The organism is Streptomyces sp. NPDC048416, assembly GCF_043200435.1.
Lineage (GTDB): Bacteria > Actinomycetota > Actinomycetes > Streptomycetales > Streptomycetaceae > Streptomyces.
The window spans coordinates 1-23,916 of the sequence record NZ_JBICXU010000016.1; the positions used below are offsets into that span (position 1 = coordinate 1).

Annotated in this window: 17 protein-coding genes and 2 pseudogenes; 9 read left to right on the top strand and 10 right to left on the bottom strand. The window is 68.5% G+C overall.

Annotated features, from left to right (window positions below):
• Positions 1-87 precede the first annotated feature (87 nt).
• The 3 genes from ACGFW5_RS20625 to ACGFW5_RS20635 form a co-directional block, all read right to left on the bottom strand.
• Entirely contained in the window at positions 88-1,599 is a 1,512-nt protein-coding gene (locus ACGFW5_RS20625) for a PLP-dependent aminotransferase family protein (RefSeq protein ID WP_393835713.1), read from the bottom strand.
• A 195-nt stretch (positions 1,600-1,794) separates the two neighbouring features.
• Positions 1,795-2,355 carry a hypothetical protein gene (locus ACGFW5_RS20630; protein ID WP_393835714.1) on the bottom strand — a complete coding sequence of 187 codons (561 nt, stop codon included), beginning with the start codon at positions 2,353-2,355 and terminating at the stop codon, positions 1,795-1,797.
• 189 nt (positions 2,356-2,544) lie between these two features.
• Positions 2,545-3,072 carry a hypothetical protein gene (locus tag ACGFW5_RS20635; RefSeq protein ID WP_393835715.1) on the bottom strand — a complete coding sequence of 176 codons (528 nt, stop codon included), beginning with the start codon at positions 3,070-3,072 and terminating at the stop codon, positions 2,545-2,547.
• Between the two features lie 251 nt (positions 3,073-3,323).
• On the opposite strand from ACGFW5_RS20635, the gene ACGFW5_RS20640 reads away from it, so the two are divergent.
• Together ACGFW5_RS20640 and ACGFW5_RS20645 are read left to right on the top strand one after the other, a co-directional pair.
• Complete coding sequence (locus ACGFW5_RS20640) at positions 3,324-4,562, top strand: amidohydrolase family protein (RefSeq protein ID WP_393835716.1); 1,239 nt, start codon at positions 3,324-3,326, stop codon at positions 4,560-4,562.
• Between the two features lie 86 nt (positions 4,563-4,648).
• Positions 4,649-5,569, top strand: a complete 921-nt coding sequence (locus ACGFW5_RS20645) for an FkbM family methyltransferase (protein WP_393835717.1) — start codon at positions 4,649-4,651, stop codon at positions 5,567-5,569.
• 197 nt (positions 5,570-5,766) lie between these two features.
• Here ACGFW5_RS20645 and ACGFW5_RS20650 read toward each other — a convergent pair whose 3' ends face one another.
• From ACGFW5_RS20650 to ACGFW5_RS20660, 3 genes are all read right to left on the bottom strand, one after another.
• On the bottom strand, positions 5,767-6,528 hold the full coding sequence (locus ACGFW5_RS20650) for a glycosyltransferase family 2 protein (protein WP_393835718.1): 762 nt from the start codon (positions 6,526-6,528) through the stop codon (positions 5,767-5,769).
• 3 nt (positions 6,529-6,531) lie between these two features.
• Positions 6,532-7,320: a GntR family transcriptional regulator gene (locus ACGFW5_RS20655; RefSeq protein WP_393835719.1), complete on the bottom strand. Its 789-nt coding sequence runs from the start codon at positions 7,318-7,320 to the stop codon at positions 6,532-6,534.
• A gap of 725 nt (positions 7,321-8,045) precedes the next feature.
• Entirely contained in the window at positions 8,046-12,062 is a 4,017-nt protein-coding gene (locus ACGFW5_RS20660; RefSeq protein ID WP_393835720.1) for an AAA family ATPase, read from the bottom strand.
• Positions 12,063-12,939: 877 nt separating this feature from the next.
• Here ACGFW5_RS20660 and ACGFW5_RS20665 point away from each other — a divergent pair.
• On the top strand, positions 12,940-13,113 hold the full coding sequence (locus ACGFW5_RS20665) for a hypothetical protein (protein WP_393835721.1): 174 nt from the start codon (positions 12,940-12,942) through the stop codon (positions 13,111-13,113).
• Here ACGFW5_RS20665 and ACGFW5_RS20670 read toward each other — a convergent pair.
• Positions 13,108-13,638 (bottom strand): SMI1/KNR4 family protein, encoded by a 531-nt coding sequence (locus ACGFW5_RS20670; RefSeq protein WP_393835722.1) that lies wholly within the window; start codon positions 13,636-13,638, stop codon positions 13,108-13,110. The genes ACGFW5_RS20665 and ACGFW5_RS20670 overlap by 6 nt on opposite strands.
• A 44-nt stretch (positions 13,639-13,682) precedes the next feature.
• Entirely contained in the window at positions 13,683-14,171 is a 489-nt protein-coding gene (locus tag ACGFW5_RS20675; protein ID WP_393835723.1) for a hypothetical protein, read from the bottom strand.
• 132 nt (positions 14,172-14,303) lie between these two features.
• On the opposite strand from ACGFW5_RS20675, the gene ACGFW5_RS20680 reads away from it, so the two are divergent.
• A complete protein-coding gene (locus ACGFW5_RS20680; RefSeq protein ID WP_393835724.1) occupies positions 14,304-15,146 on the top strand; it encodes a PE-PGRS family protein in 843 nt (280 codons plus the stop codon).
• On the opposite strand, the gene ACGFW5_RS20685 is transcribed toward ACGFW5_RS20680, so the two are convergent.
• On the bottom strand, positions 15,076-16,155 hold the full coding sequence (locus ACGFW5_RS20685) for a hypothetical protein (protein WP_393835725.1): 1,080 nt from the start codon (positions 16,153-16,155) through the stop codon (positions 15,076-15,078). The two genes, ACGFW5_RS20680 and ACGFW5_RS20685, sit on opposite strands and share 71 nt — an antisense overlap.
• Positions 16,156-17,329: 1,174 nt before the next feature.
• Between ACGFW5_RS20685 and ACGFW5_RS20690 the strand changes: the two genes are divergently transcribed.
• Positions 17,330-18,256, top strand: a complete 927-nt coding sequence (locus ACGFW5_RS20690; protein WP_393835726.1) for a HindIII family type II restriction endonuclease — start codon at positions 17,330-17,332, stop codon at positions 18,254-18,256.
• Between the two features lie 54 nt (positions 18,257-18,310).
• Here the strand turns inward: ACGFW5_RS20690 and ACGFW5_RS20695 are convergent, their stop codons facing one another.
• On the bottom strand, positions 18,311-20,329 hold the full coding sequence (locus ACGFW5_RS20695; protein ID WP_393835727.1) for a DUF1156 domain-containing protein: 2,019 nt from the start codon (positions 20,327-20,329) through the stop codon (positions 18,311-18,313).
• 233 nt (positions 20,330-20,562) lie between these two features.
• Here ACGFW5_RS20695 and ACGFW5_RS20700 point away from each other — a divergent pair.
• The 4 genes and pseudogenes from ACGFW5_RS20700 to ACGFW5_RS20715 all read left to right on the top strand — a co-directional run.
• Positions 20,563-21,099, top strand: a pseudogene (locus ACGFW5_RS20700) (LacI family DNA-binding transcriptional regulator); the annotation flags it as partial.
• A 146-nt stretch (positions 21,100-21,245) separates the two neighbouring features.
• Entirely contained in the window at positions 21,246-21,551 is a 306-nt protein-coding gene (locus ACGFW5_RS20705; RefSeq protein ID WP_393835728.1) for a cupin domain-containing protein, read from the top strand.
• Positions 21,552-21,560: 9 nt separating this feature from the next.
• Positions 21,561-22,222, top strand: a pseudogene (locus ACGFW5_RS20710) (IS5 family transposase); the annotation flags it as partial.
• A 247-nt stretch (positions 22,223-22,469) separates the two neighbouring features.
• Positions 22,470-23,864 (top strand): CoA transferase, encoded by a 1,395-nt coding sequence (locus ACGFW5_RS20715; RefSeq protein ID WP_393835729.1) that lies wholly within the window; start codon positions 22,470-22,472, stop codon positions 23,862-23,864.
• Positions 23,865-23,916 lie beyond the last annotated feature (52 nt).

Below are 23,916 nucleotides of genomic sequence, written 5' to 3' on the forward strand. Positions count from 1 at the left end.
TAGCTCCGCTATCACGACGTTCCGGCGCCTTGCGATGCACCGCACCAGGCGCCGCACCCTGACCGACCCTGATCCACCAGACACCCCCTAGCCCGACGTGACCTCGCGCACCGCGGCCGCGAGCAGAGCGACCCCACGGGTGATGCGGGCCGCGGGCAGGGCCGCGTACCCCATGAGGAACATGGGCTCGGCCGGCGGGTCCTGGACGAAGTAGCCCGACGCGGGATGGATCCGCACCCCGCGCGCGGCCGCGGCCTCGGCGATCTTCTCCTCCGGGATGCCGCGCGCCCCGCTCAGGGTGACCAGGACGTGCAGTCCTGCCGCCTCCCCCGAGACACGGACCCCGGCCCCGAAGTGCTCGTACAGCGACCCCAGAAGGCGGCTGCGGCGCTGGCGGTACAGGCGCGTCATGCGGCTGATGTGACGGGCGTAGGCACCGGTGCGGATGAAGTCGGCGAGGGCGTCCTGGGCGACCGTGGGCGTGAGCCGGTCGGTGATCCACTTGATGCCGAGGAAGGGCTGAACCAGGTGCGGCGGCAGGATCGCGTAGCCGATGCGCAGGGCGGGGAAGAGCGTCTTGCTGAAGCTGCCGACGTGGACGACGGTGTCACGGTGCCGCTCGGCGGCGAGCGCGGGAAGCCGCTCGCCGGTGAACGTGAACTCGTTGTGGTAGTCGTCCTCCAGGACGATCGCCCCGTGCTCGTACGCCCACGCGAGGAGCCCCCGCCTGCGCTCCCCGGACAGGATGAACCCGGTGGGAAACTGGTGCGACGGTGTCACGTACACCAGCTTCACCCGCGCCGGATCGTGCCCGTACGCGCGGACGCACGCGTCGATGTCGCCGACGCGCAGCCCCTGTTGGTCCACCGGCACGGGCACCACATGCGCCTGCGAGCAGCCGAAGACCTGGCGGAGCACGGTGTGGCTCGGGTCCTCGATCACCACCACGTCGCCCGGCCCGACCAGCATCCGGACGACGATGTCCAGGGCCTGAGTGGCGCCGCTGGTGACCATGATGTGGTCGGGTGACGCGTCGAGTGCCCGGCTCCGGCGGACCAGGGACGCGATCTCCGTACGCAGCGCGGGCGAGCCCTCGGCGGGCCCGTACCCGAGCGAGGCGGCGTCCGCGCGGCCGTACGCGTCGTGCAGCGACTGCCGCCAGCGTGCCACGGGGAATTCGGCGAGGGCGGGCGTGCCGTGCCGGAAGTCGATGACGCCGCCCGGACGGCGGCCGGGCGCCGGCTCCCAGGGCTGCCACAGCGCGCTGTCGCGGTCGGTGGCCCTGGGCGGCTGCGGCGCGAACGCGGCGGTGGGCGTGCGCGGTCGCGGGGCCGCGACGCCGCCCGCGCCGGGCGCGATCCGCGTGCCGGAACCCCGCTTCGCGACGATGACGCCGTTGGCACGCAGCAGCTCGTAGGCGCGGGTGACGACGGTCCGTGACACGTCGAGCTGGGTCGCGAGCGCGCGGGAGGCGGGCACATCGTCGCCGGGCCGCAGCCGGCCTGTCCGGACCAACGCCGTGATCTGGTCGCAGAGTTGACGCTGCAACGGCGCCCCGTCGTCCCGGTCGAGGACGATCAGCAACTCCGACGACCCCACGCCCGCGCCCCCTCCGCCCGGCACCCCCGCCCGGCCCCGGCCGAAAGTCTGCCACGGACCGCGACCCCGGCTGCCCAGTCCGCGCGACGGCGTCGTGCGGTCATTGGTTTGCCTGATCCACCGCCCGCTGTTCCCGGCCCCCTGCCCGACGCCCGCCTCGTCGTCCGGGCACGGGGGCCGACCCCCACGCCCGGGTCAGAGGTGCATCATCGACATCACCTCGCCGCTGCGCACCCCCGTCGACACCGAGGGGATCTTCTCGCCCGGCTGGATCCAGCCGGCGCGCTCGGCGGCTGCGACGGCGTGTTTTTCCGTGTCGTCGGCCTCGGCGTTCAGCGCGGCGTTCGCGCCGAGGTGCCCGGCTCCTGCCGCCGCCGACGCGGCGAGCGACGCTGTGAGCGCGGCCGTGCAGGCGGCGACGGACGGCTCGGTGTCGCCGTCGACGAGCCGGCCCATCCGGGCGGCCTGCGCGGCGGAGGCGGCCGCATTCCTGGCGCAGCGGGAGTCCGCGGCCGGGTCGGGAGCGCTCTCGGCGATCACGGCCAGGGCCCCGGCCGCGACCCGGGCGGCGTGGGCGGACTTCCAGGCGGCCTCGGCGCGGGCCGTGGAGTCTTCGGACTCCGCTGCTGAGCCGCGCCGCTCGATGTAGTGGCTGAGGGCGGCGGCGCGTGCCGCGGCGCTCTCGGCGCGCGCGGCGTGGCGCTGCCTGAGGGCCGCCGCCTCGGGCGGCCGCCGGTCCTGGTCGCGTTCGCTCATCGGCTTCTCCCTGTCTGCCGGGACGACGGTGCGCGCCCTGTGCGCCCCGCCCTGCGCGTGCCGCCCTCCGAGAACGCTGTGCCATGGAGGGCGGACATGCGGGGCAGGGTGGCATGTAACGGCGTAACAGACCAGAGGCACGAGCGACGCTTCGACGCCGTGGCGCACGGTGGCCGAGGGAGGACGGGGCTACGCGCTGCGTTGCGAGGGGGGAAGCAACAGGTCACGCTCCGGATGGTGCGCACCCCTGACGCTGCCGCTCACCCCGAGGTCCTGGCGCGCGGCGTCGTGGAAGGCGTTGATGGCGCCGAACACGGCTCGATTGCGGGCCCGCCAGTCCTCAAGGGACCCGGTAAGCCGGCCGGTCGCCTGCCAATCGATTGTCAGCGCGACCGCGTTCACCTCGTGGGCGGCTTCGATGACGTCGTCACCGGCGAGGAGCATGATGCGCTCGAAGGCGCGCCCCCTGTGGTGTCCGGCGGCCGACATCTCGGCGTGGACTTCCCGCTCGCCCTGCTCGCTCTCACGGATGCCTTCGCGAAGCTCGTAGAGGTGGACCGCGAGGAAGACGCACGATCTGACCGCGTCCACGTACCCCTCGTACGCGTCGAGCTTCCGGGCGTCCCAGCGGACGCTGTAGTCGTGCTTGTGCCGGCTTCGCTGCAACGTGTAGTTGGTCAGGTGCGTGGTCAGCGCACCCAGCAACACCGCTGCCACTGTGACAAGTTGCTCGCCTGTTCCCACCGTTCCCCCAGGTCGGCCGCGCTCGTGCAGAGGTCCGGACGATCTTATGGGCGCGAAGCCCTCGCCGCGGGCTGACGGTACGTCAGTGAGGCGCGGCTCCGCCGATGGTGCGAGGGGGCGGATGTGGAGGAACGCTTGCCGTCGCCAAGGGCAGCCCATACGCTCGAATCTGATGGCCCGTCAGATTCGGGCCGGTGGAACCGGCAGGCAGCAGGGGGTAGGGCGTGGTCAGCAGCGAGAGCGGCAGCAGGGAGATCCCCCGGGTCATCAGCGTGGACGACCACGTGATCGAGCCCGCGCACCTCTTCGAGACGTGGCTCCCGGGCAAGTACCGCGACCGGGGCCCGAAGCCTTTCACCGCGGGCATCGGTGAACTGGCGTACATCGGCGGCAAGTACAGGTTCACGACCGACCCCGAGGGCCAGATCACCGACTGGTGGGAGTACGAGGGGCAGATCTTCCCCTACAAGCGCATCATCGCGGCCGTCGGCTTCTCGCGCGACGAGATGACGCTCGACGGGATCACGCGTGAGCAGATGCGGCGGGGGTGCTGGGATCCCAAGGCCCGCTTGGAGGACATGGACCTCAACCATGTCGAGGCCTCGCTCTGCTTCCCCACCTTCCCCCGCTTCTGCGGGCAGACCTTCGCCGAGGCCAAGGACAAGGAGGTCGGGCTGGCCTGTGTGCGGGCGTACAACGACTGGATGGTCGAGGAGTGGTGCGGGGACAGCGGTGGCAGGCTCATCCCGCTGTGCCTGATCCCGTTGTGGGACATCGACCTGGCCGTGGCGGAGATCAAGCGCAATGCGGCCCGCGGGGTGCGTGCGGTGACGTTCTCCGAGATCCCCACGTACCTGGGGCTGCCGTCGATCCATTCCGGCTACTGGGACCCGTTCTTCGCGGCCTGCGAGGAGAGCGGAACCGTGGTGAACATGCACATCGGCTCGTCGTCCCAGATGCCGGCGGCGTCTCCGGACGCCCCGCCCGCGGTTCAGGCGTCGCTGAGCTTCAACAACGCGATGGCGTCGATGATGGACTTCCTGTTCTCCGGCGTCCTGGTCAGGTTCCCCCGACTCAAACTCGCCTACAGCGAGGGGCAGATGGGGTGGATCCCCTATGCCCTGGAGCGCGCGGACGACGTGTGGGAGGAGCACCGGGCCTGGGGCGGGGTGAAGGACCTGATCCCCGAGCCTCCGTCCACGTACTACTACCGGCAGATCTTCTGCTGCTTCTTCCGCGACAGGCACGGCATCGAGGCCATCGAGACCGTGGGTGTGGACAACGCGACCTTCGAGACCGACTATCCGCACGTCGACTCGACCTGGCCGCACACGAAGCGGGTGGCCACCGAGCACGTGGGCGGGTTGTCGCAGGAGGTCGCGTACAAACTGCTGCGGGGCAACGCGATTCGGATGCTGGACCTGCCCTTCGACAAGGACCGCAGGCTCGCCGCCGGGCGCTGATCACGGCTGCCGTTCGTGCGGAGCGCTGGGGTGGCCGCCCTCCCCGGCGTTATCGTTCGCCCGTCCCCCGACGGAGAGGCAATCGGATGAGCAAGCCCATGTCGCAGGCCCTGGTCACGCTGGGCCGTCGGTACGTACGCGATGCGCCGGGCACCCTGGGGAAGGCCGCGCTCGCCGCGAGATACCTCAACCCCCGGCTCGGCGCAGAACCGCGTCGCCGGGTCACCCGGGACCGGTCCGGCGCCCGCTTCGCCGTCGACACGCAGGACCTGATCCAGCGCTACCTGTACCTGTTCGGAGTGTGGGAACCCCACATGACGCACTGGCTCCGGCGGCGACTGCGGCCGGGGGACACCTTCATCGACGTCGGCGCCAACATCGGTGTCTTCTCCGTGCTCGCCTCCCGCCTCGTCGGCGGCACGGGGCACGTCGTGGCGATCGAGGCGTCGCCCGCCTTCCACCGCCGGCTGCTCCAGAACGCGGACCTGAACCACTGCGACAACATCCGCGCGCTCAACGCGGCGGTCTCGGACGAGCGCAGGACGTTGACGTTCGTGCTGGCCAGCTCGGACAACATGGGTGCCAACTCGATCGTTCCCTACGACGGTCCGGCGGAGTCGGTCTTCGAGATGGAAGCGGCGCCCCTGTCCGACATCCTGGAACCGGACGAGGTGGCCACCGCACGCGTGATCAAGATCGACGTCGAGGGCGCGGAGGGTGGCGCCGTCCGGGGGCTCGCTCCCGTGCTCGGCGACCTTCGGCCGGATGTGGAGATCGCCATCGAGGTCACCCCGGAGCGGATGGCCCAACTCGGCGATTCGGCCGATGAGTTGCTGGACACCCTGCGCGCGCACGGCTTCCACCCGTATCGGCTGCCGACCGAGTACGCGCCGGGGAGCTACCCGCGAGCGATACAGCACCCCGTCGCCCCGGTCCGCTGGCGTCAGCCGATCACCGGGGAGACCGAGCTGATCTTCTCGCGCAGGGACGCCGAGACGCTGGGCTGACACGACGAGGCCCGGCCACCCCCTAGGGGGTGTCTGGTGGATCATGGCCGGGGGTGCGGCGCCTGGCACGGCACCTCGCGGCGTTGCCGAAACGCCCCGATAGCTCCGCTATCACGACGTTCCGGCGCCTTGCGATGCACCGCACCAGGCGCCGCACCCTGACCGACCCTGATCCACCAGACACCCCCTAGGGCCGGTCAGCCGCCGTTGTTGGGGTAGCGCCACTGGAAGTGGTCCAGTGCGCGCGCCCGGGCCTCCACGACAGCCATCCGTGCCGCGCGCTCGTCGGCGTCGACGTGAGCGGCCTGGCCGGTCGCCTGCCCCTCCCACTTCCGGTACAGGAGACCGACCTCGGACGAGAACCAGCCACGGGCGACGGCGTTCAGCGCCAGCAGCAGGCCGGTGTCCTCCGAGGCGGGAAGCGCCATCCAGCCGCCGAGCGCGAGGAGCAGATCGCGGCGCACGAAGAGTGTCGCCGGGTGGACCTGCGCCCGGTAGTCGTTGGCCGCCCAGTGGTCGAGCACTGCCTGCCGCTCGACCGGGCCGGGCTCGGGGTCACCCGGGAAACCGGCGGTCGAGCCGTCGGGCAGGAAGTCGAGCACGCGTGACGTGGCCCAGCCGATGCTCGGGTCGGCTTCCAGCGCCGCCAGGTCGCGGGCCAGCGTCCCCGGGGGAAGCTGGTCATCGGCGTCCAGGACCTTCACGTACGCGCCGTCCGCGTGGGCGAGCGCCATCATGCGCGCGACGCCGGGGCCGCCGGGACGGCCCTGCCGGAACGTGATCCGCTGGTCGTCGGGGACGTGCGGCGCCACCTGGTCCGTCCTGCCGTCCTCCTGGATCAGCCAGTGCCAGGTCCAGCCCTGCGGAAGCTCCTGCTCACACAGCGACTTGTACGCGTCCGGCAGGAAGTGCGCGGACGGCGCGTGAACGGCGGTGACGATGATGATGCGCCGGTTCACGGCTCACCACCTTTCCAAGTGAGTCGTGAACAGCATGTCGGTGCGGTCGCCCGGCAGGACCACGTCGGACACCTCGACCACCCGGCCCCCGGTGTCGTACGAGGACTTGCGGAGCACGAGCACGGCGGTGCCGGGCCCCAACTCCAGCTCCTCGGCCTCCTCCACGGTCGGCGGCCGCGCGGTGACGTGCTCGTCCACGCGGACGATCTCGATGCCGACCGTATGGAGCTGGTTCCAAGTCCCGCCCGGCCAGGGCTCGTTCGTCTCGTCCAGGAGGTCCGGGTTGCTCTCGATGTGGCTGCGCACCAGATGGGATGTGACCAGGGTGAACGGGGCGCGTTCCGCGCTGTGGCGCGTCCGGTAGGAGCGCCGGAGGAGCGGTGTCCCCTCCGGGACACCGAGTGCTTCGGCGATGTCCCGCGCCGCCTCGATCTCCTCGTACGAGGCGTGGAAGACGAGGTCGTCGACGGCCAGACCGGTGTCGTGCTCGGTCGCGCCGGTCGACAGACGCCGGGCCTCGGCCACCCGCGCCCGGTCCTTCTCCCACTGGTGCCGGGCGTTCGAGCGCTGGACGCGGGTCCGTGGCCGGCGGACGAAGGTGCCACGGCCGTGCTGCTTCTCGATCAGCCCCTCGGTCTGGAGGACACGCAGGGCCTGCTGGACGGTCGGCCCGCTCCGGCCGGTGCTCCGTACCAAGTCGGCCTCGGACGGCAGCCGGTCCCCGGGGCGTAGCTGACCTGCGCGAATGCGGGCGCGGAGGTCATCCGCGATCTTCTCGTAGGCCTTTGCCACGGGAGCACACCGTCCTGTCTTCCGGTGCGGCTCACCCTATGACTCCTCAAGAGGTCATGACGAGTCGGAGCGCCGGATCGGGTCGGCGGTGGGTCGCTCGGGTCGCTCGGGTCGGCGGTGGGTCGGCAGCGGCTCGGCAATGGGTCGCTCGTCGGCTGGCCGGTGTCGGTGTCGTGGCCGCATGCCATGGCGGCGCGGGCATGGCTCGGGGGAGACCCGGCCGAGCGGTGGGAGGTCATTGGCTACGTGGGGGCTGTGGGGCCTGTGGGGGTGCGCAGGGGGCATGTCTGCGCGCTCTGCGGTGGCCCCCGTCGATGTCTTGCCCGAAGCGCATCGGTAACCGTCGGCTCCCGCGGAATTCGGGGCGGCTTCCGAATCGTTTTTCGATGGCAAATCCCACGGCCCGACTGCAAAGGGAGGTTCGGCCTGCCAGGAGGTGAATCCGGGTCCGATCCCTGCCCGCGCGGCTGTCGCGGCCGTGCGGGCGCGCACGGCCAATTGCGGCAATGCGGACAATCCTTGCCGCCCGGAATTCCGCGGGAGCCGGCGGTTCGCGGTGCCTACGAATGCGCCGCCCACCAGTGACGACATGCGAACGCCCGATCGCTGGCGACGGGGGATGCACCAGCGATCGGGCTGTCGCCAACACTAACAACGCCGCGTGTGCGGCGGGAATCTCCTGTGGGGCCGCAACATCGGGTTGTGATCGAGATCACGTGGTGCGATTACTGATCGCAAGGGGGTGCGTACGACAGCCGTGGCAGATTTTCGTGCCACTTTTCAGCCGTCAGAACACCCCGGGTGGATGAGCAGATACGGCTAATGGCCTCGTTGGCGTCCAAGTTCCACAGCCGGACGGTATCGCTGCCGCTCGACACCCCGAGCAGGTGGCTGTTGGGGCTGAACGACAGGAAATTCCCCGTCTTGGCAGTGGGGCTCATCGACTGCCCGATGGCAGAGGCCTCGGACGGGCGGGCGACGTTCCAGAGCCGGACCGCGTTGTCGTTGCCTCCGCTGGCCAAGGTGCGTCCGTCCTGGCTGAAGGTCAGCGACACGACCGCCTCGGTATGACCCGTGAGCGGTGCCCCCAGCGGGGCCGGCCCATGGGGTCCTGCGATGGACCAGAGCCGGACGGTGTCGTCGTCGCTGCCGCTGGCCAGCGTATGGCCGTCGGGGCTGTAGGAGAGCGCGTTGATCGGCCCGAGATGGCCTGTGAGAGGCGCCCCGAGCGGGGAGCCGTGACGCGGATCGGCCACATTCCACAGCCTTATGGTGCCGTCCGCGCTGCCACTGGCGAGCGTTCGGCCGTCCGGGCTGAACATGAGGGAATTGACGTAGCCCCTGTGGCCCGAGAGCGGTGTGCCGAACGGAAGATGGCGCGAGGGATTCCCGATGTCCCACAGCTGAATGGTGCGGTCGTCGTAGGCGGTGGCCAGGGTGCGTCCGTCCGGGCTGAACGCCAATGCGCTGGGGCCCGAGAACCGGGTCCGCAGAGCGATGGGCGGACCGTAGGGAATCGGCCGCTTCGGGTCGAGGATGTTCCAGAGCTGTACGGTGCGATTGCCCATCAGCACGGCCAGGGTGCGGCCGTCGGGGGAGAACGCCAGCGAACGCACATCGCCGTCCCCGGGCGTGAACGGTTCGCCCAGCGGAACGGGTTTGTTTGCGCTGCCGACGTTCCACAGCCGGACCCTGTTGTCGCGCGCGGCCGTGGCGAGTACCCGCCCGTCCGGGCGGAACGATCCGATGCGGCCGATCATGTCCGACGTGGGAATCGACCACAGCCGCACCTTGCTGTCGCCGCTCCCGGTGGCGAGGGTGCGGCCGTCGGGGCTGAAGTCCAACGCGTACATCTCGCCGCTGCTCCCGGCGAGGGGTTCGCCGACCTGCGAGGGGTAGGCCGGATCGCTGACGTTCCACAGGCTCGCCGTACTGTCCGCGCTCGCGGCGCCGAGCTTGGTGCCGTCAGGGCTGAAGGCCACCGACCAGATGGGGCCGGTGTGGCCGGTGAGCGGTGTGCCGAGGGGGCTCGCGTGACGCGGGTCGCGCATGTTCCACAGCCGGATGGTGTCATCGGCGCCGCCGCTGGCCAAGGTGTGCCCGTCGGGGCTGAACGCCACCGAGTGCACGGTGCCCGTGTGCCCGGTCAACGTCGTGCCGACGGAGGCCGGGTGGCGGGGATCGGTCATGTCCCACAGCCGGATGGAGCCGTCGTCGCCGCCCGCCGCCAGCGTCCGCCCGTCGGGGCTGAACGCCACGGATCGTACGGCGGCGGTGTGGCCGGTCAGGTCGTCGAAGGCCTTGGGCCTGCGGGGGTCGGCCACGTCCCACAGGCGAACGGTGTGATCCTCATTGGCCGAGGCCAGCGTGTGCCCGTCCGGGCTGAAGGCGACCAGGTAGATCGTGCCGCCGGGGCCGCTCAACGGCGCGCCGAGCGGCTGCGGTCGGCCGGGATCCCGCACGTCCCAGAGCCGGACCGTGCCGTCGTCCGAGGCGCTGGCGAGCGTGCTGCCGTCCGGACTGAAGACCGCGCTGCTCACCCAACTCGTGTGCGTGGTGAGCGGTTTGCCCAGCGGTTCGGGGCGCGTCGGGTCCGACACGTCCCACAGCCGGACGGTCCGGTCGTAGCTGGCGGTGGCAAGGGTCCGCCCGTCCGGACTGAACGAGGTGAGGTAGACGGCGCCGGTGTGGCCGAGGAGCGGCGTCGCGAGGGGGGCGTTCACCGTCGAGATCAGCCGGTTGTTGGTGCCCTCGTCGTCGGGCCGCAAGTGGTGTGCCACCAAGGCGAGTTGAGCGGACAGCGAGGGATCGGTGTGCTGAGCCCTGTCGGCCTCGGCGAGCACCTGCTCGAACACGGCGTCGTCCCGTTGCTGCCGTGCGACGATCGCCGAACCGACGGCCAGCATGGCGAGGACGACCAGGGCCGCCACCGCACCGCGCATGAGCCACACCGTGCGCTTGCGTAGCTTGACCGAGGCGGCCAGGAACTCCACCGCGGCGCGGGTCAGGAAGGGGTCACCGGCGGACTTCGCCCAGGTGCGGGCCTGTTCCAGACGCGACCCCCGGTACAGCAGCGACGTGTCGCGGCTCGATGCCTCCCAGGCCCTGCCGTCCTCCTCAAGCCGCTGGCGCAGCAGGTTGCCCGTCCTGTCCTCGTCGATCCAGTCGCGAAGGCGCGGCCAGGCGTGGAGGAGCGCTTCATGGGTGATCTCCACGGTCTCCGCGTCGAGCGTCACCAATCGGGCGCGGACCAGCGCTTCGAGAGACTGCTCCGTCTTGTCGGAGTCCGTCGACTCTTCCGCCAGCTGGCGACGCGCCCCGCGCCTACGGGTGGCCTGGGTGTCTTCGCCGAGCCGGACCAGCCGGAGCAGGAGCAGCCTCGCGGCCGTACGCGCTGCCGGGTCGAGGCCCGTCCAGGCCTGCTCGGCGGTGGCCGCCACCGCTCCGTGGATCCCTCCCGCCGCGCGGTAGCCGGCCAGCGTCAGCCGTCCCGCCTTGCGCCGCTGCCAGGTGGCGAGCAGGGCGTGGGACAGGAGCGGCAGGGCCCCCGCGGTGTGCGCCCCTCGGGGGCCGTCGGTGCTCACTTCCCGCACGATCAGCTCCGCGAGGCCGGGTTCGAGTTCCATCCCCACGGCTTTGGCCGGCCCGGTCACCGCTTCGCGCAGTTCCGCGGCGGTCAGGGGCCCCAGCACCATGTGCCGGTGCTGAAGTGCGTCGGCCAGTTCCGGATACGCGAGGCACTGCTCGAAGAAGTCGGCGCGTACGCCGAGGACCACGAGCGCGGGGGCCGGCTCGCCCGGCTCGGCGGGCGTGCACGCGGCGTGCAGGATCTGGATGAAGGTGCGCTTGTTCGCGTCGTCGGAACTGAGGGTGAACGTCTCCTCGAACTGGTCCACGATGACGACCGGAGGGGCGGCCGCGTCCTTCTCGCGTCGCGCCCACGCCGTCACGGCTTCCCGTACCGCCTGCCCGAATCGCGGAGTCCCGCGCTCCGTCGCGGCCGGGCCCGCCGCGGCGGACACGACGGGTTCGAGCTCGGGGATCCGGCGGGTCAGCTCCGCGAGCGGATCGGCGCCGGGCACGAGCTGGAGTACTTCCCTCGCGCGGCCGCCCTGGCCGCCCTCGCCGCCGCCCAGCGCGCCCTCGCGCAGCGTGGGTACAAGACCGGCGTTCAGGAGGGAGGATTTTCCCGCCCCGGAGGCGCCCACGAGCATGACGAGACCGCCCGTCCTCTCCACGGCGCGGAGCTGGGCGACGAGAGCGTGCGTACTCCGTTCCCGGCCGAAGAACCACCGGGCGTCCTGTGGCCGGTAGGAGGCGAGCCCCAGATACGGGCACACACCGCCCGGTACGGCAGCGGTTTCGGCGGGGGGCTCCTTCTCCTCCGTGGGTGGCGCGGGGCGGTCGGCGACGGGGTCGGCGATCGCGTGCTCCCACAGCCGCTGCCAGTGGGCCACGTCGTACAGGCCCTCGGAGACCGGTGTGGGCCTTGAGCGTCGTGCTTCGGGTATCAGGATGTGCAGCACCACGGCGAGCGCGGCGAACTGGGCCGGCACGTTCCTGGCCCGCCGCCAGTCGCTGATCCGCTGCGCGGACACCCGTACCGGTCGCCCGCGCTCGTCGACCCGCTGTAGCCGCACGACGGACTCGGCGACGCGCTTGAGCGGCGGGTCGCCGGCCTCCTTGTACAGCAGCGCGAGCCGTTCCGCGAAGGCCGTGCGTGCCCCTGAGTCGGGACTCAAGGTCGCCTCTCCTTACTTCCCCCGTGCCTGCGTGTCCGGACCGGAAAACTCACCCTATAGGGCTGACCTGCGGTGAAGCCGTCGTCCGGATGCCGGAACCTCAACGGCGTGAGCCACAGGTGACAGGATCTCCACGTAGTCGCGCATCAACCGGGCGTTGCTGGCCGGGCCAGTCGGAACAGCGCTCGGAGAGACAGTTCATGATGCCGCATCTTTGCGGTTCCACCTCGGTGGAGCGGTGAGGCGGTGGCCACTTCCGGCCGCGTGGCCGGGAGCCCGGATCCCGGAGCCTTGGATTTGGGAGCCCCGGAGCCTGGGGTCCCCGAAGCCCTGGAGCCCTGGGCCGCCGGAGCCCTGGAGCCCGGGGCCGCCGGAGCCCCGGGAGCCCTGGGCCGCCGGAGCCCGGGGATCCGTGGAGTCGGTCCTAGCCGGACTGGCGTCGGCCGGGTCCCCGGGATCCCGGAACCCGGAGCTCCGGGATCCGTGGAGTCGGTCCCAGCCGGACCGGCGTCGGCACCACGGATTCGGTCGTCCGTGCTCCGCGCCGAACCGGTGCGGGGGGCGCGACGCCGGCCGTCTGGTTCAGTACCGGTCCCCACAGGGGAGGGACCGGTGCCGAACCAGACGTTCGGGGTCGGCGCTCCGGGGCCTGTACCACCGTCTCGTTTGCGGTCGAGCCTTCGTCGTCTGATCCCCGACGGTCGAAAGGGCTGTGGCTCGGAGGAAGCACCTGTGCCCCCGGAGCACCCACGCACACTCCGGCCCCGGAGCAGCAGGCCCGCACCCCTGCCTCATCCGGCGCACGAACCGCCCCCGCATCAACCGCGGCGGGGACCGACACACCCACAGCGCCCTCTACACCATCGTCCTGGTCCGCATGCGGCACGACGAACGGACACGGAGCGACGTGGCCGGACGCACGGCCGAGGGCATGTCCACCAAGGACAAGATGCGGTGTCCCAAGAGGTTCGTCACCCGTGAGCTCTACAGGCACCTCATGAACACCGACAACACCCCGAACACAACAGGCTCGGCCAGAGCCGGATCATGACGCCGACCGGTTACCGACCGAGTCGCCGGAACCGAGCGACGTGGCCGCAACCAGGCGCTCGACGAACGCCTGAAAGTGCGGGGCCAGCGGGAGCTCCGTGCCGTCGTCCACGTCGAACCACGTCACGGACGGCTCCCCGCCGCTGCCGCACACCCGATAGTCGAGAGCGATCCAGCAGTGACCGTCACCGGACAACAGCACCAGAGGTGACGGAAGACCCCACTCCTCGACCAGACAAGCCGTGTCAAGCAAGGACGACTGGCCGTTGTGACAGCCGATGCCCATCATGTCGTCGAGCGGAACGTGATTCTCGCTCCACGACGTCGGCACATCGGTCGGGAACGCGTTCCACAGCTCCGCCACCGCACCGCCGTTCCGGACCCGCAGGATCTCAAGCAACGAAGCCGGCAGACGGACACCGAGCCGACACTCGGCATCCTGAACGACCGCGTCGGTCAACGGCGGCTGAACCCCGTACCGGCCCTCGCCCCAGAACGTCGCCTTGACCTCATCAAATCGCGCCACGAACGCATCTTATGGACCCTGCCCACGGGCTTGACGAAGTGCTCTTATCCATCCGCCGCCGGAGCCCGACTGACGATGTCGGACAGAGGTCCGCGATAGGTGGTGCCGAGCTTGCTCACCGCGCCCAGGGTGGGGCCGGCCCCGTTCTTCATGCGGCTCACGTAGTTTTCGGGCAGCAGTACTCGGTCCCCGACCGCAAGTGGTGTGCTCCCTCGCCAGCGGTAGGCGTATCCGCCGACGTCCACGACCTGGTGGCCGCCGATCTCGTAAACGCGCTTCGCGTCGTCCAGCTGCTCCTCAAGCTCTTTGACACGCTGCTCCAGACGCTCGATCCGGGATCTGGAGGAGCTTGCACCGCTCTCACTGCCCGACTTGTAGCCGTCGCTCCACCCGCGTCGGTGAGCCTGGGCCACGGCTTTGTCCTGCTCCGTCGCATGCGTGCCGCAGGCCACGTCCGAGCCCGATATCCGGACCTTGCACGGGTTCCCGGAGCGGGTCGGGCGCCCGCAGGTGCGGTTGTGCTGGTCTGTCATGTGCGATCCCCCTGGGAGAAGCTGACCATGATCCTCTCTCAGGTTTCCTGCCGAGGGGACGGCAGAAATCAGACATACCTCGGATCTGTTGATTGGTGCGTGGCGGTGCCGTCGACCTGGCTCAATGGACACATGGAGACCGGGGAACGCTGGGCCTATCGGGCCACGCCGAAGGAACTGGGTGGCGCGGTGCGCCAGGTCGAGATCGTGCGGGTCCGCGGTTCTGGAAGATCAGGGAACATTCATGTGCGGTTCCTGGATGGTGAGGAAGCCGGCCTGCAGGAGTGGGTGAGCCCCGGATGCCTGGTGGCCTCGTGGAATGACGTCGACTCCTTCAGAGCGGATGACACAGCGGAGCTGGCGCTGGCCGAGGCGTCGAGGGAGGTCCGGGGCAGCACGGATTTCGAGGCCGCCCGCATGATCCTCGGCTACGTACGTCCCAAGAACAGGCTCCGCCTGCGCCGAACGGTGGCCGACGCCGGGGTCCTGGAACTGGGCTGCCTCGACGAGACGGCACCGCTCATCGGCATGGACGCAGCTGAACTGCGCGGCGACGCCATGGTCTACGAGAACCGTCACGGCATGAGCCTGGCCGGCTGGCCGGTCACCGAGCGCGTCGCCCGCCAGGTCGCCGGCCGCCTCGCCGACGAGATCCTGCCGGAGGTGGACCGCAAGCAGCAGGGCATCGAGCAGGAGCGCGCCCAGCCCTCCTGGTACTCCTACAGCCGAAGGGACGACCGGCAGCTGGACGCAGAGGCAGCTGTCCTGCGAACCGTCCGGGCCTGGTGCGGCGAAGAAAAGACCGACCGCTACGACGAGTTGGTGGCTTTGCGCGCCGAGGTCATCCGGCTCGGAGAGCTCGTCGACAAGGCGGTCAGGGCCCTACGCGACCGAGGTCACGGCGTCATCGCCGCCACCATTGAGCGCGACCTTGGCGTCCATATCGCCACCCTTGATCCTGATGTGCGTCGATGACGCCGCGCCACGGGTCTGGCTCCGGCTTCGGAGGCGTTGGCTGAGCCGGAGGCTCCTTCTCCGGCCGGTCCGGCCGCCAGCCGTCGAGGAACGGTCGCAGCTGCTTCTTCGTCGGCTCCACGTTGAAGTCACGGGCGGCCAGGCCCTTGCCGTTCGTCGTGGGGTCGAGCTGATCGGCCTCCGCGTTTCCCCAAGCCGACCACTCGCGCAGCCGCTCAGCTTCGGGGGCGTCCTCCGATGCGGCGGCGACGTCATCCAGCGCGGCACAGAAGGCCCGGATCTCACCGGCGACACGCCACTGCTCCAGGGCTGTGCCGAAGTGCTCGGCCCGTACCGCGTGAACCGCCTTGGCTGAAGCCGTACTTACGGCGGCCTCCCACTCCCGCCGCTCGCGCTCCTCCCGCTCCGCCGCCAGTCGTCGGCGCTCGGCCTCCTGACGCTCCCGCTCCTCTCGCAGACGCCGTTGCTCCGCCTCTCGTTCCAGCCGGGCTTGCTCCTGCTCCTCCGCGCGTGCCTTCAACGCACGCAGGACTGAGGCGATCTGGTCCTCCAACGGCTTCTTGGCCGTGTCGGCCCATTCCTTCTTCCAGCCGTAGTTGTAGCTGTAGTCCGAGTTCTCGCTGACCAGCAGCTCCAGTTCGCCGGACGGCTCGGACTTGTGGGCCGGCGTGACCCGCTGCCAGTCGTACGTGCGCCGACCCGGCTGCTTGGGGACGTAGCGGACCTGCTTCTGCCGCTCACGGAAGCCGACCTCGTACGTTCTTCCGTGGACGGTGAGCAGCGGCCTCGGCTGCCTGCGCTTCTTGGACACCGCGATCTCGCCGTACCGCGCGAGTGCCTGATCGGCGAGGAGCCGGATCAGTGCGAGCACCCTCGGCAGGACCTCCTCGGAGATCTCGAACGCGCTGTGGTCCTTGGCGACGGCGGCGAGCACGTCCTCGACGCCGGTGATCACACGACTGCGCGCCAAGCGGATCCGGTTCCACTCGGTGTCGTCTTCACCGGTCACCCGGAGCAGGCCGAGGAAGAAGTCCCCCTTCGCCCGCCCGCTGTACTTCAGGTGGTATCCCTCCGGAGCGCACAGCCGAGCTGCGTCGAACGCCCTGCGATACCGAGCCCGTTCCTCTGGGTTGGGATCAGGGATCCGGAGAAATCGTCCGGCCTCCTGCACCTGCGCGAGGAGCGCCGGCCCGACGGCCTCTGACGACGGGCGCGGAGGTTTCACGGCCCGTTTCGGAGCGGGCTTCGGCTCGGTCGGGGGATCGGCATCCTGCGACGGACCGGCGGCAACCGGCGCCCCGGCTTCAGACGCCGCCGCACGAGGCTTGCGTGGAGCCGACTCCGGACGGTCGGGATGATGCCCGTGCTCCAGGTAGAAGCACCCCGCGTCAGTGATCTCCGCCTGCCACCTCCCCTTCCTCCTGGGCATGGTCACCAAGCCCCGATCCCTGAGCGCGCGAGCCGTGACGGCGAGCTCGGGGCTGTCCGAGGTGACGGGGCCGGTTCCGCCCCCGATACGGGTGAGGAGTGCGAGCTGCCGGTCATTCAACGCAGACCAAGGGTGCATGGCGATCGTCGTACCGCCTCAGGTCTGCTCGGCACAAGCGGTGCAGTGACTCATTCGGGGGCGCGATGCGTACCTGCGCGCCGAGAGGAGACAGAAGGCCGCTCCCCGGGGAGCCGTTGGGAGCCGGATCCCGAAGATCACACCCGGCTGGCTCCCCAATGGCCCCCAAAACGGGGCCACAAAACAGGGCAACAAAACACATCAGGCTCGGTGCTGATCTCTCAGCACCGAGCCTGACCTGGTGTTTCAGCTGTCGGGGTGGCGGGATTTGAACCCACGACCTCTTCGTCCCGAAAGCGACTTGGCTGGGGGCTCTGCCTTGGGCTCGTGTGCCGTTCTCCTGCGCTGACAGTCCGCAGGCGTCCGTGCTTGTCCGCCGCTGTGCGTCGGCGTTGTCACGCGGTTAGAGACTCTTCGCCACCAGGGTGGCGTGCACCAACGAGGAGGCATGCCTGGGTTAGCGGTCGCCTGGTGGGTGTTATGTACCTTTAAGCGCAACTAACTTGTATTTGTCCATCTTGTGCCGAAAAACACTTCCGTCACCATGGGTGGGCTCATGCGAGATCAGCTGACCCGCCACATGCGGCAAAGAGCTCCGCTAGCATGATCGTCCCAAATGTGGGTGCTCAGCCGGGTGGGGGAAAAGGTGCATATGCACTTCTCGATAGACGGAGTTGTCGATCAAGTGGCCGGGGAGGGTCTTTCGTTTGACCGTGCGGCTATCGAAATAGATGAAATCATCCGAAGCATGGATGGTCATGAGTTCTCTGCCCTGCTGGTGAGGGCCGGATGTATTCCTGAGCGGTACAGCCACGACTCTACCGAGGAAAAGTTGTATGCCAAGGCAATGGATGCGGTCGTTGCCGAATCTCTTCGCCGGCTCGGATATGAAGCCGAAGTGTCACAAGAAAGAGCAAATTCGGCAGACGTGGTGGCACGCGGAGGAGCACCGGCGCACTCTCTGGTGGCGGATGCCAAGGCCTTCAGGCTTTCTCGCACAGCACTCAACCCGAAGGATTACAAGATCGAGGCGTTGAGCAGGTGGCGGAAGGGGGCTGATTTCGCTATCCTGGTCGCCCCTATCGCTGGTTATCCGGAGGGTGAAAGTCGGCTCTATGTGGAGGCTGACAGATATCAAGTGACGCTACTGTCCTACTCGCACCTCGCTCTGATGATCGACTCCGAGTCGGGGGCATCTCAGCTTGAGAGTATTTGGAAGCGTAGCGTCGAACACGCATCAGTCACCGTCAGTGCTCCAAAGTATTGGAGCGCACTGGACAGCGCACTGCGTCACGCTCTGTCGTGGGATCTGACGAATTGGTCGGAGGCGAGAAGAAAGTACTTCGAAAGTCTTCTGCTTAATGCAGAGGGGGAACTCGCTTACTTCGACCAAGTGAAAAAGGAAATTGCAGCCAAGAGTCGTGAAGAGCTCGTCGACATCGCTGTAGACGCACTCAAAATAGACAGTAAGACACGAACCATCCGAGCGCGGGTGGCTAAAACCCGGGCTCTTATGGATGAGATGGAAATTCGCGAACGGTAAAACAGCCGTGCGTTGCCTCCCTCGGTGCACCCCAGCCGCCAGAGGCAACGAAGATCAACGAGACGAGAAGCTGAATCCTGGGATGCCTTCGTAGATTCGATCGGCGACTTCCCGGCATGCCGAGTTTACTGCATCCTGCTGGCTCAACATCTCGCCCGTGAATTGACTGAGTCGGGCCTCAGCGGCGGAGACGAAGGCCAAAGTTGCTGCCACATCATCTGGCCAGTCGGCTGCGGCTGCGCGATCCATTGCCGCTTTGATCACCTCGTCAATATCGGGTGATTCTTGGACCAGGCCCATCGAGCTCGCTGCATCGTAGGGCCTGGCGACCAATACGAGAGAAGTGTTGATCGCGGCAGATTTCATCGAGCGAGGCCGGTGTGTTCGCTCGATTGTCATGGGCCACAGTTGAGTAATTTTAAGTTGTGCCCTCACGTAAGCCGCGATTAGCGATGACCAACCGCTAATAGAACTGTGAGCGTAGCAAACCGTAATTACTCCATCGGGCTTAATGACGCGACGTGATTCTCGCAGGACCTGTGTCATGCCTGTACTGAAGTAGGTCCACGCTTCTCCAGGGCTTCCCTGGCGCCTAGGAGCTGCGGTCAGTTCCCTGGTTGAGTCAGTTCTCGGCTCGCTGAAAATCTCAGGAAAGCAGCCAATCAGCGCCATCCTTTTGAAGGCATAAATGCAGTCGGCGAGGATGCTGTAGTACAGATTGTCGTAGTATGGAGGGTCCGTGACTACAGCGTCAAAGAAGGCGTCCGGGTAGGCCATTGAACGGGAGTCGCCACGAGTGATTCTTTCCTCTTGGTCCGCTGACATTGGGATTTGGTCTACGCCGGCAGCGATACGCTCGAGCTTTCCGTAAAGATTCGCTGGCCCGCGCAAAAGCGGGTCAATCTCAACGAAGTCCCACAGCATAGGCATACCGGGACCGGAGAGGCCTCGACCTACCTGCTCATTCTGTGAAATCCACATGCACAACCTGGAGTTCCAGTCAGCTAGCTGGTCAATAAGACCTGAAAGGAAAGCGACGATTGCCTTTGATTCGAGCTCGCCATATTTTTCCTCCCATAGCTTCTGTCGCTCATTCAAAATCCTGCATAGGCGGATGGTGACTGCGAGCTGTCGCTCTGTGAATAGGGAGGAAATAGTGTCATGGCCATACACGGTGGGGTTGGTGATGCCAGACCACGCCGGGATTGCAACGTCAGGAAGTTGAAGGCCGAGCGTGGCACAGTCTTCTTTGATCATCTGCTCCGCGAGGGCTTCAGTAATGTAGTTTTGAGGCACCGTTGCGGGAAGGAAATGCTTGCGCTTGTCGAGTTGAGTAACGGCTGTGAGTTTGTCGGTCGAAGCCTTTCGGATCAACTCGGCCGTTTGCTGTCTATCGTATTCCTGTCCACAAAAAAGGCATTTGAGAGAGTTTCGCCCGCTCCATGCCGAGAAGTCGGTCGCTGTGTCAGTGGATGCTTCGACGACGCGCACATCGAAGGACTTCGAGTCATAATTCGGGTCCTGCACAATAGCGCGCTGCTTCCCCGCTTTCTTGGAAAGCCAAGGTCGCTTTTGGAGGGGCATCTCGCCACCGCAGCCAGCGCACGTGGCGGAACGGCTCCAGAAGTAGCAGATGATGTTGTCGGCGTCGCGGGCCGGATAGAGGTCGCTGGTCTCAGATTTTAGTTGGTCCAAGACTTGCCTTCCCTCCAGCATCAGTAGATGTCGGAGCTGTTGGCCGGCCGGCCTGCTGAGATCGAGGAGTGCCTTCGCCGTGAAATAAGCGAGCTCGTTGTTCTCCATCCCGTACATCTTGACACCTAGGCGAGTACCGGCAAGCGGGAAGGTGGCGCCACCCACGAATGGGTCAAGAACCTTCGATTCCTCTGCTGGTTGAGCCGGGTCGAGGGAAGCGGAGATTAGATCTCGTGCCGTCGAGAACGGACGGCGAGCCCACCAAGTGAAGACAGTGTGAGGGGAAGAGGCGCGCTGGTATCTTTCGGAGGTACCTGCTTCGGAGATCGATGCGACGTCGAGATACTGCTCAATCGGACGCTTCTGGATCTCTGGCACTGCTTCTCCCTAGGAAATCTCAAATCAACATGGTGTCCCATATCCCGTGCGCTCTGCGGGAGCTCTACGGCTTCGTGGTCCACAAGACCATACCGAAGTCGCTGTGTTAGCGGGTCTGTGGCGGTAGTTCTGTAGCGGATAGCGCGCTGTCGAGGACACGGAGCGGCTTTGGGCTTGAGTTGTCATGGGGCGAGTGATCATGGCCCCGTAAGCTGATGGCGCGTAGGGCAGCCCCGCCCAAGGATGACACCTGCCGCACCATCGACTCCTGCGACTGGTTCTCCGCCCTGGTCTTCGATCACATCGCCCGTACGAAGCCGACGCCTTGTCGTTGCCATGGCAGGACGTACGCCTTCCGAGGGCAGGGAGCCGCCCGCACGGGTGGCCACCAGGGCGCGAAGCTCACCGATGTCGCCCGCCGCGCGGGGGGCTCCACGGGGACGGTCTCCAACGTCCTCAACCATCCCGACCGCGTACGCGAGGACACCCGCGTACGCGTCGAACTCGCCGTGGCGGAGCTCGGGTTCGTACGGTGAGGCACCACGTCCGAGTACGCCGCTCACTGGCGCCGCAACGGCTTCGCCACCTGGCTGTTCACCCCAGCGGCCCCCGGCTGGTACCCGAAGAAGGCGCCCCAGGAAGCCCGCCCGGTGCCGATCCTCGGCGAACCGTGGCTCGGCGTACCGGCCAGAGGCCGGGGTGCTGCTGCTCGGGCAGATACCTGCTGGCTCCCGATAGCAAAGGGCCCTACGCCTCACGGCCTTCGCCACCCGGGCGGGTAGCCGTCGGATCCCCCCCCCATGACCCCGCGCCAGGACGGCCACCACTGGTGATCCTTTGCCGAACAGTCGACCACGTAGCCGCTGTGCCCAGGTAGCTTCCAGACATCCGTTGATTGCTGGAGGTGGAGGGCGCCATGAGCCTGGTCAACTTGTTCGACGCCGCGGCTGGACTGCCGGATGCCTGGAACTCGCATCTTCTGGGGCAGGTGGGGACGGCCGACGTGAAGGTGCTGCGCATGGACGACTTGCCCGTCGGTGAGGAGGCGCACGGCACTGCCGAGGCGCTGGTGGTACTCGACGGCAGGCTCGAACTGGTCGTGGATGGTGTCTCCGTGGCGGTGGGGCCAGGTGAGCTCTATTGGGTTGCGGCGGGTGCGCGACACGCGGTCCGGCCGGGCAGCAGTGGCACGCTGGTGATTGTGGAAGTGCCCGAGGGCTGAGGGCTGGGCATGGGGCGGGGCGATCTGACAGATGCCGAGTGGGAACGGTTGCGGCCGTTCCTGCCGGTTGGCAACAGGCGTTGTGGCAGGTGGCGCGACCACCGGCAAGTGATCGACGGGATCTTGCACCGCGTACGGACCGGCGTTCAGTGGCGTGACCTGCCTGAACGGTTCGGTCCGTGGAAGACGGTCTATGAACGCCATCGTCTGTGGTCGGCCGACGGAACCTGGGAACGCCTGCTTCAGCAGGTCCAGGCCGCAGCCGACGCGGCAGGCGAGATCGACTGGGACGTCTCGGTCGACTCCACCATCGTGCGGGCCCATCAGCACGCGGCCGGCGCACGCGCCGAACCACCGCCGGCGCCCGGCTGAAAGGGGGACGCAGCGGCAGAACACCAGGACGAGAGGCCCTGGCAGAGCCTCGCCGCCCGCCTGGTGGAGGTGGTGCAGGAGGTGAGGGCCTGGGCCGCTCGCGCGGCGGGTTCACCACCAAGTTCCACCTGAGCGCGGACGGCCGCTGCCGCCCGCTGTCCCTGGTCGGCACTGCGGGACAGCGGGCGGACTGCACCCTGTTCAAGCCTGTGTTGGAGAAGGTCCGTGTCCCGCGGACCGGGCCGGGCAGACCGCGCACGAAGCCTGACAGCCTCGCAGCGGGCAAGGCTTACAGCAACAACCCCTGCCAACCCGGAGAAGACGGACAGCCAGGCCGCTCGCCTACGGAACTGCCCGATCGGCAGCAGGTTTCTCCTGTCCACGGCATTGACTGTGCCGTCTCGCGCTACCCGAGAGTCAAGCCCGTCCTCGAATGATGGCTTCACCGCCATCGCCAAGGTGCGCCCGGGCGTCCCCGCGCGCCGAAGTTCCGCGACGGCCTGATCCGAAAGACACCGAGGTGGCACTCGGTGCCATAGTGCGGAGATGAATCATTCGCATCAGTTGGGCACGGCACAGGCGTGGGCGGCATTGGACGGTGAACCCGGACTTCTGCGCCATATCGTCTTCGAGGGCGCCGGGGCGCTGCCCTCGCGTCTGCCCGTCATGGATCTGGCACGCTCCACGGTGGCGGTCTGCGCGCTCGCCGCCGCCGAGCTCACCGCCGCAGGCACCGGCCGCGAGGTGCCCGCCGTGCGCGTGCACGACGGCGCGGTGACCACCGCGTTCCTCAGCGATCGCCTGGTCCGCGTGGACGGCGTGCCGCCGACGACCTTCGCGCCGCTCTCCCGCTTCTGGCGCGCCGCCGACGGCTGGGTCCGTACCCACGCCAACTATCCCCACCACCGCGCGCGGTTGCTGTCGGCCCTCGGTCTGCCCGCCGACGCGGAGGTGTCCGCGGTGGCGGACGCGATCGGCGCCCGCCCGGCACAGGACGTCGAGTCGACGGTCTACGCGGCGGGCGGCCTCGCCGTGGCACTGCGCAGTCCGAAGGAGTGGGCCGCCCACGAACAGGGTGCGCTGGCCGCGGCTCAGCCCCTGTTGACGACGGAGCGCATCGGCAGTCGACCGCCCCGCGTGCCGCGCGGGCTGGACGGAGATCCGCTGCTGCCCGCCGCGGGACTGAGGGTGCTCGACCTCACCCGGGTCCTCGCGGGTCCTGTCGCCACCCGCACGCTCGCGCTCCTTGGCGCCGACGTCCTGCGGATCGACGCGCCCCAGCTGCCCGAGAGCCAGGAGGCTCACAACGACACGGGCATGGGGAAGCGTTCCACCAGGCTCGACCTCGGCGACCGCGCCGACCGCCGCACCTTCGACGAACTGCTCGACACCGCCGACGTCGTGGTCACCGGCTACCGGCCCGGGGCCCTGGAGCACCACGGCCTCACCCCCGAGGCCCTGGCCGAGCGCCGGCCGGAGCTGGTGATCGCCCAGCTGTCGGCGTGGGGACGGTACGGGCCGTGGCACGAGCGCCGCGGTTTCGACAGCCTGGTCCAGGTCGCCACCGGGATCGCCGCCCTGGAGGGCACTCCCGACGCGCCGGGTGCCCTGCCCGCGCAGGCCCTCGACCACGGCACCGGCTATCTGCTGGCCGCCGCGGTGCTGCGCGCGCTGACCGGACAGCGCGACTCCGGTGGCGCCCGGCTGATCCGGCTGGCGCTGACGCAGACCGCGGCCTGGCTCACGGACGGCCTCACGGCACAGGCGGCCGCCCGGACCGACGCCCCGTACGAGCAGGAGCGGTGGCTGACGGAGACGGACAGCGCCATGGGCAGGCTGCGGCACGCCCTGCCGCCGGTCTCCTACGCCGGTGGTCCGCTCAACTGGTCGCGTCCGCCTGGACTTTGGGGTACGGACGCCGCGCGTTGGGTTACGGCCTGACGAGGATGGGTGCCGACCGTTGGGCTACGGCCTGACGGGGGCGGGTGTTGGC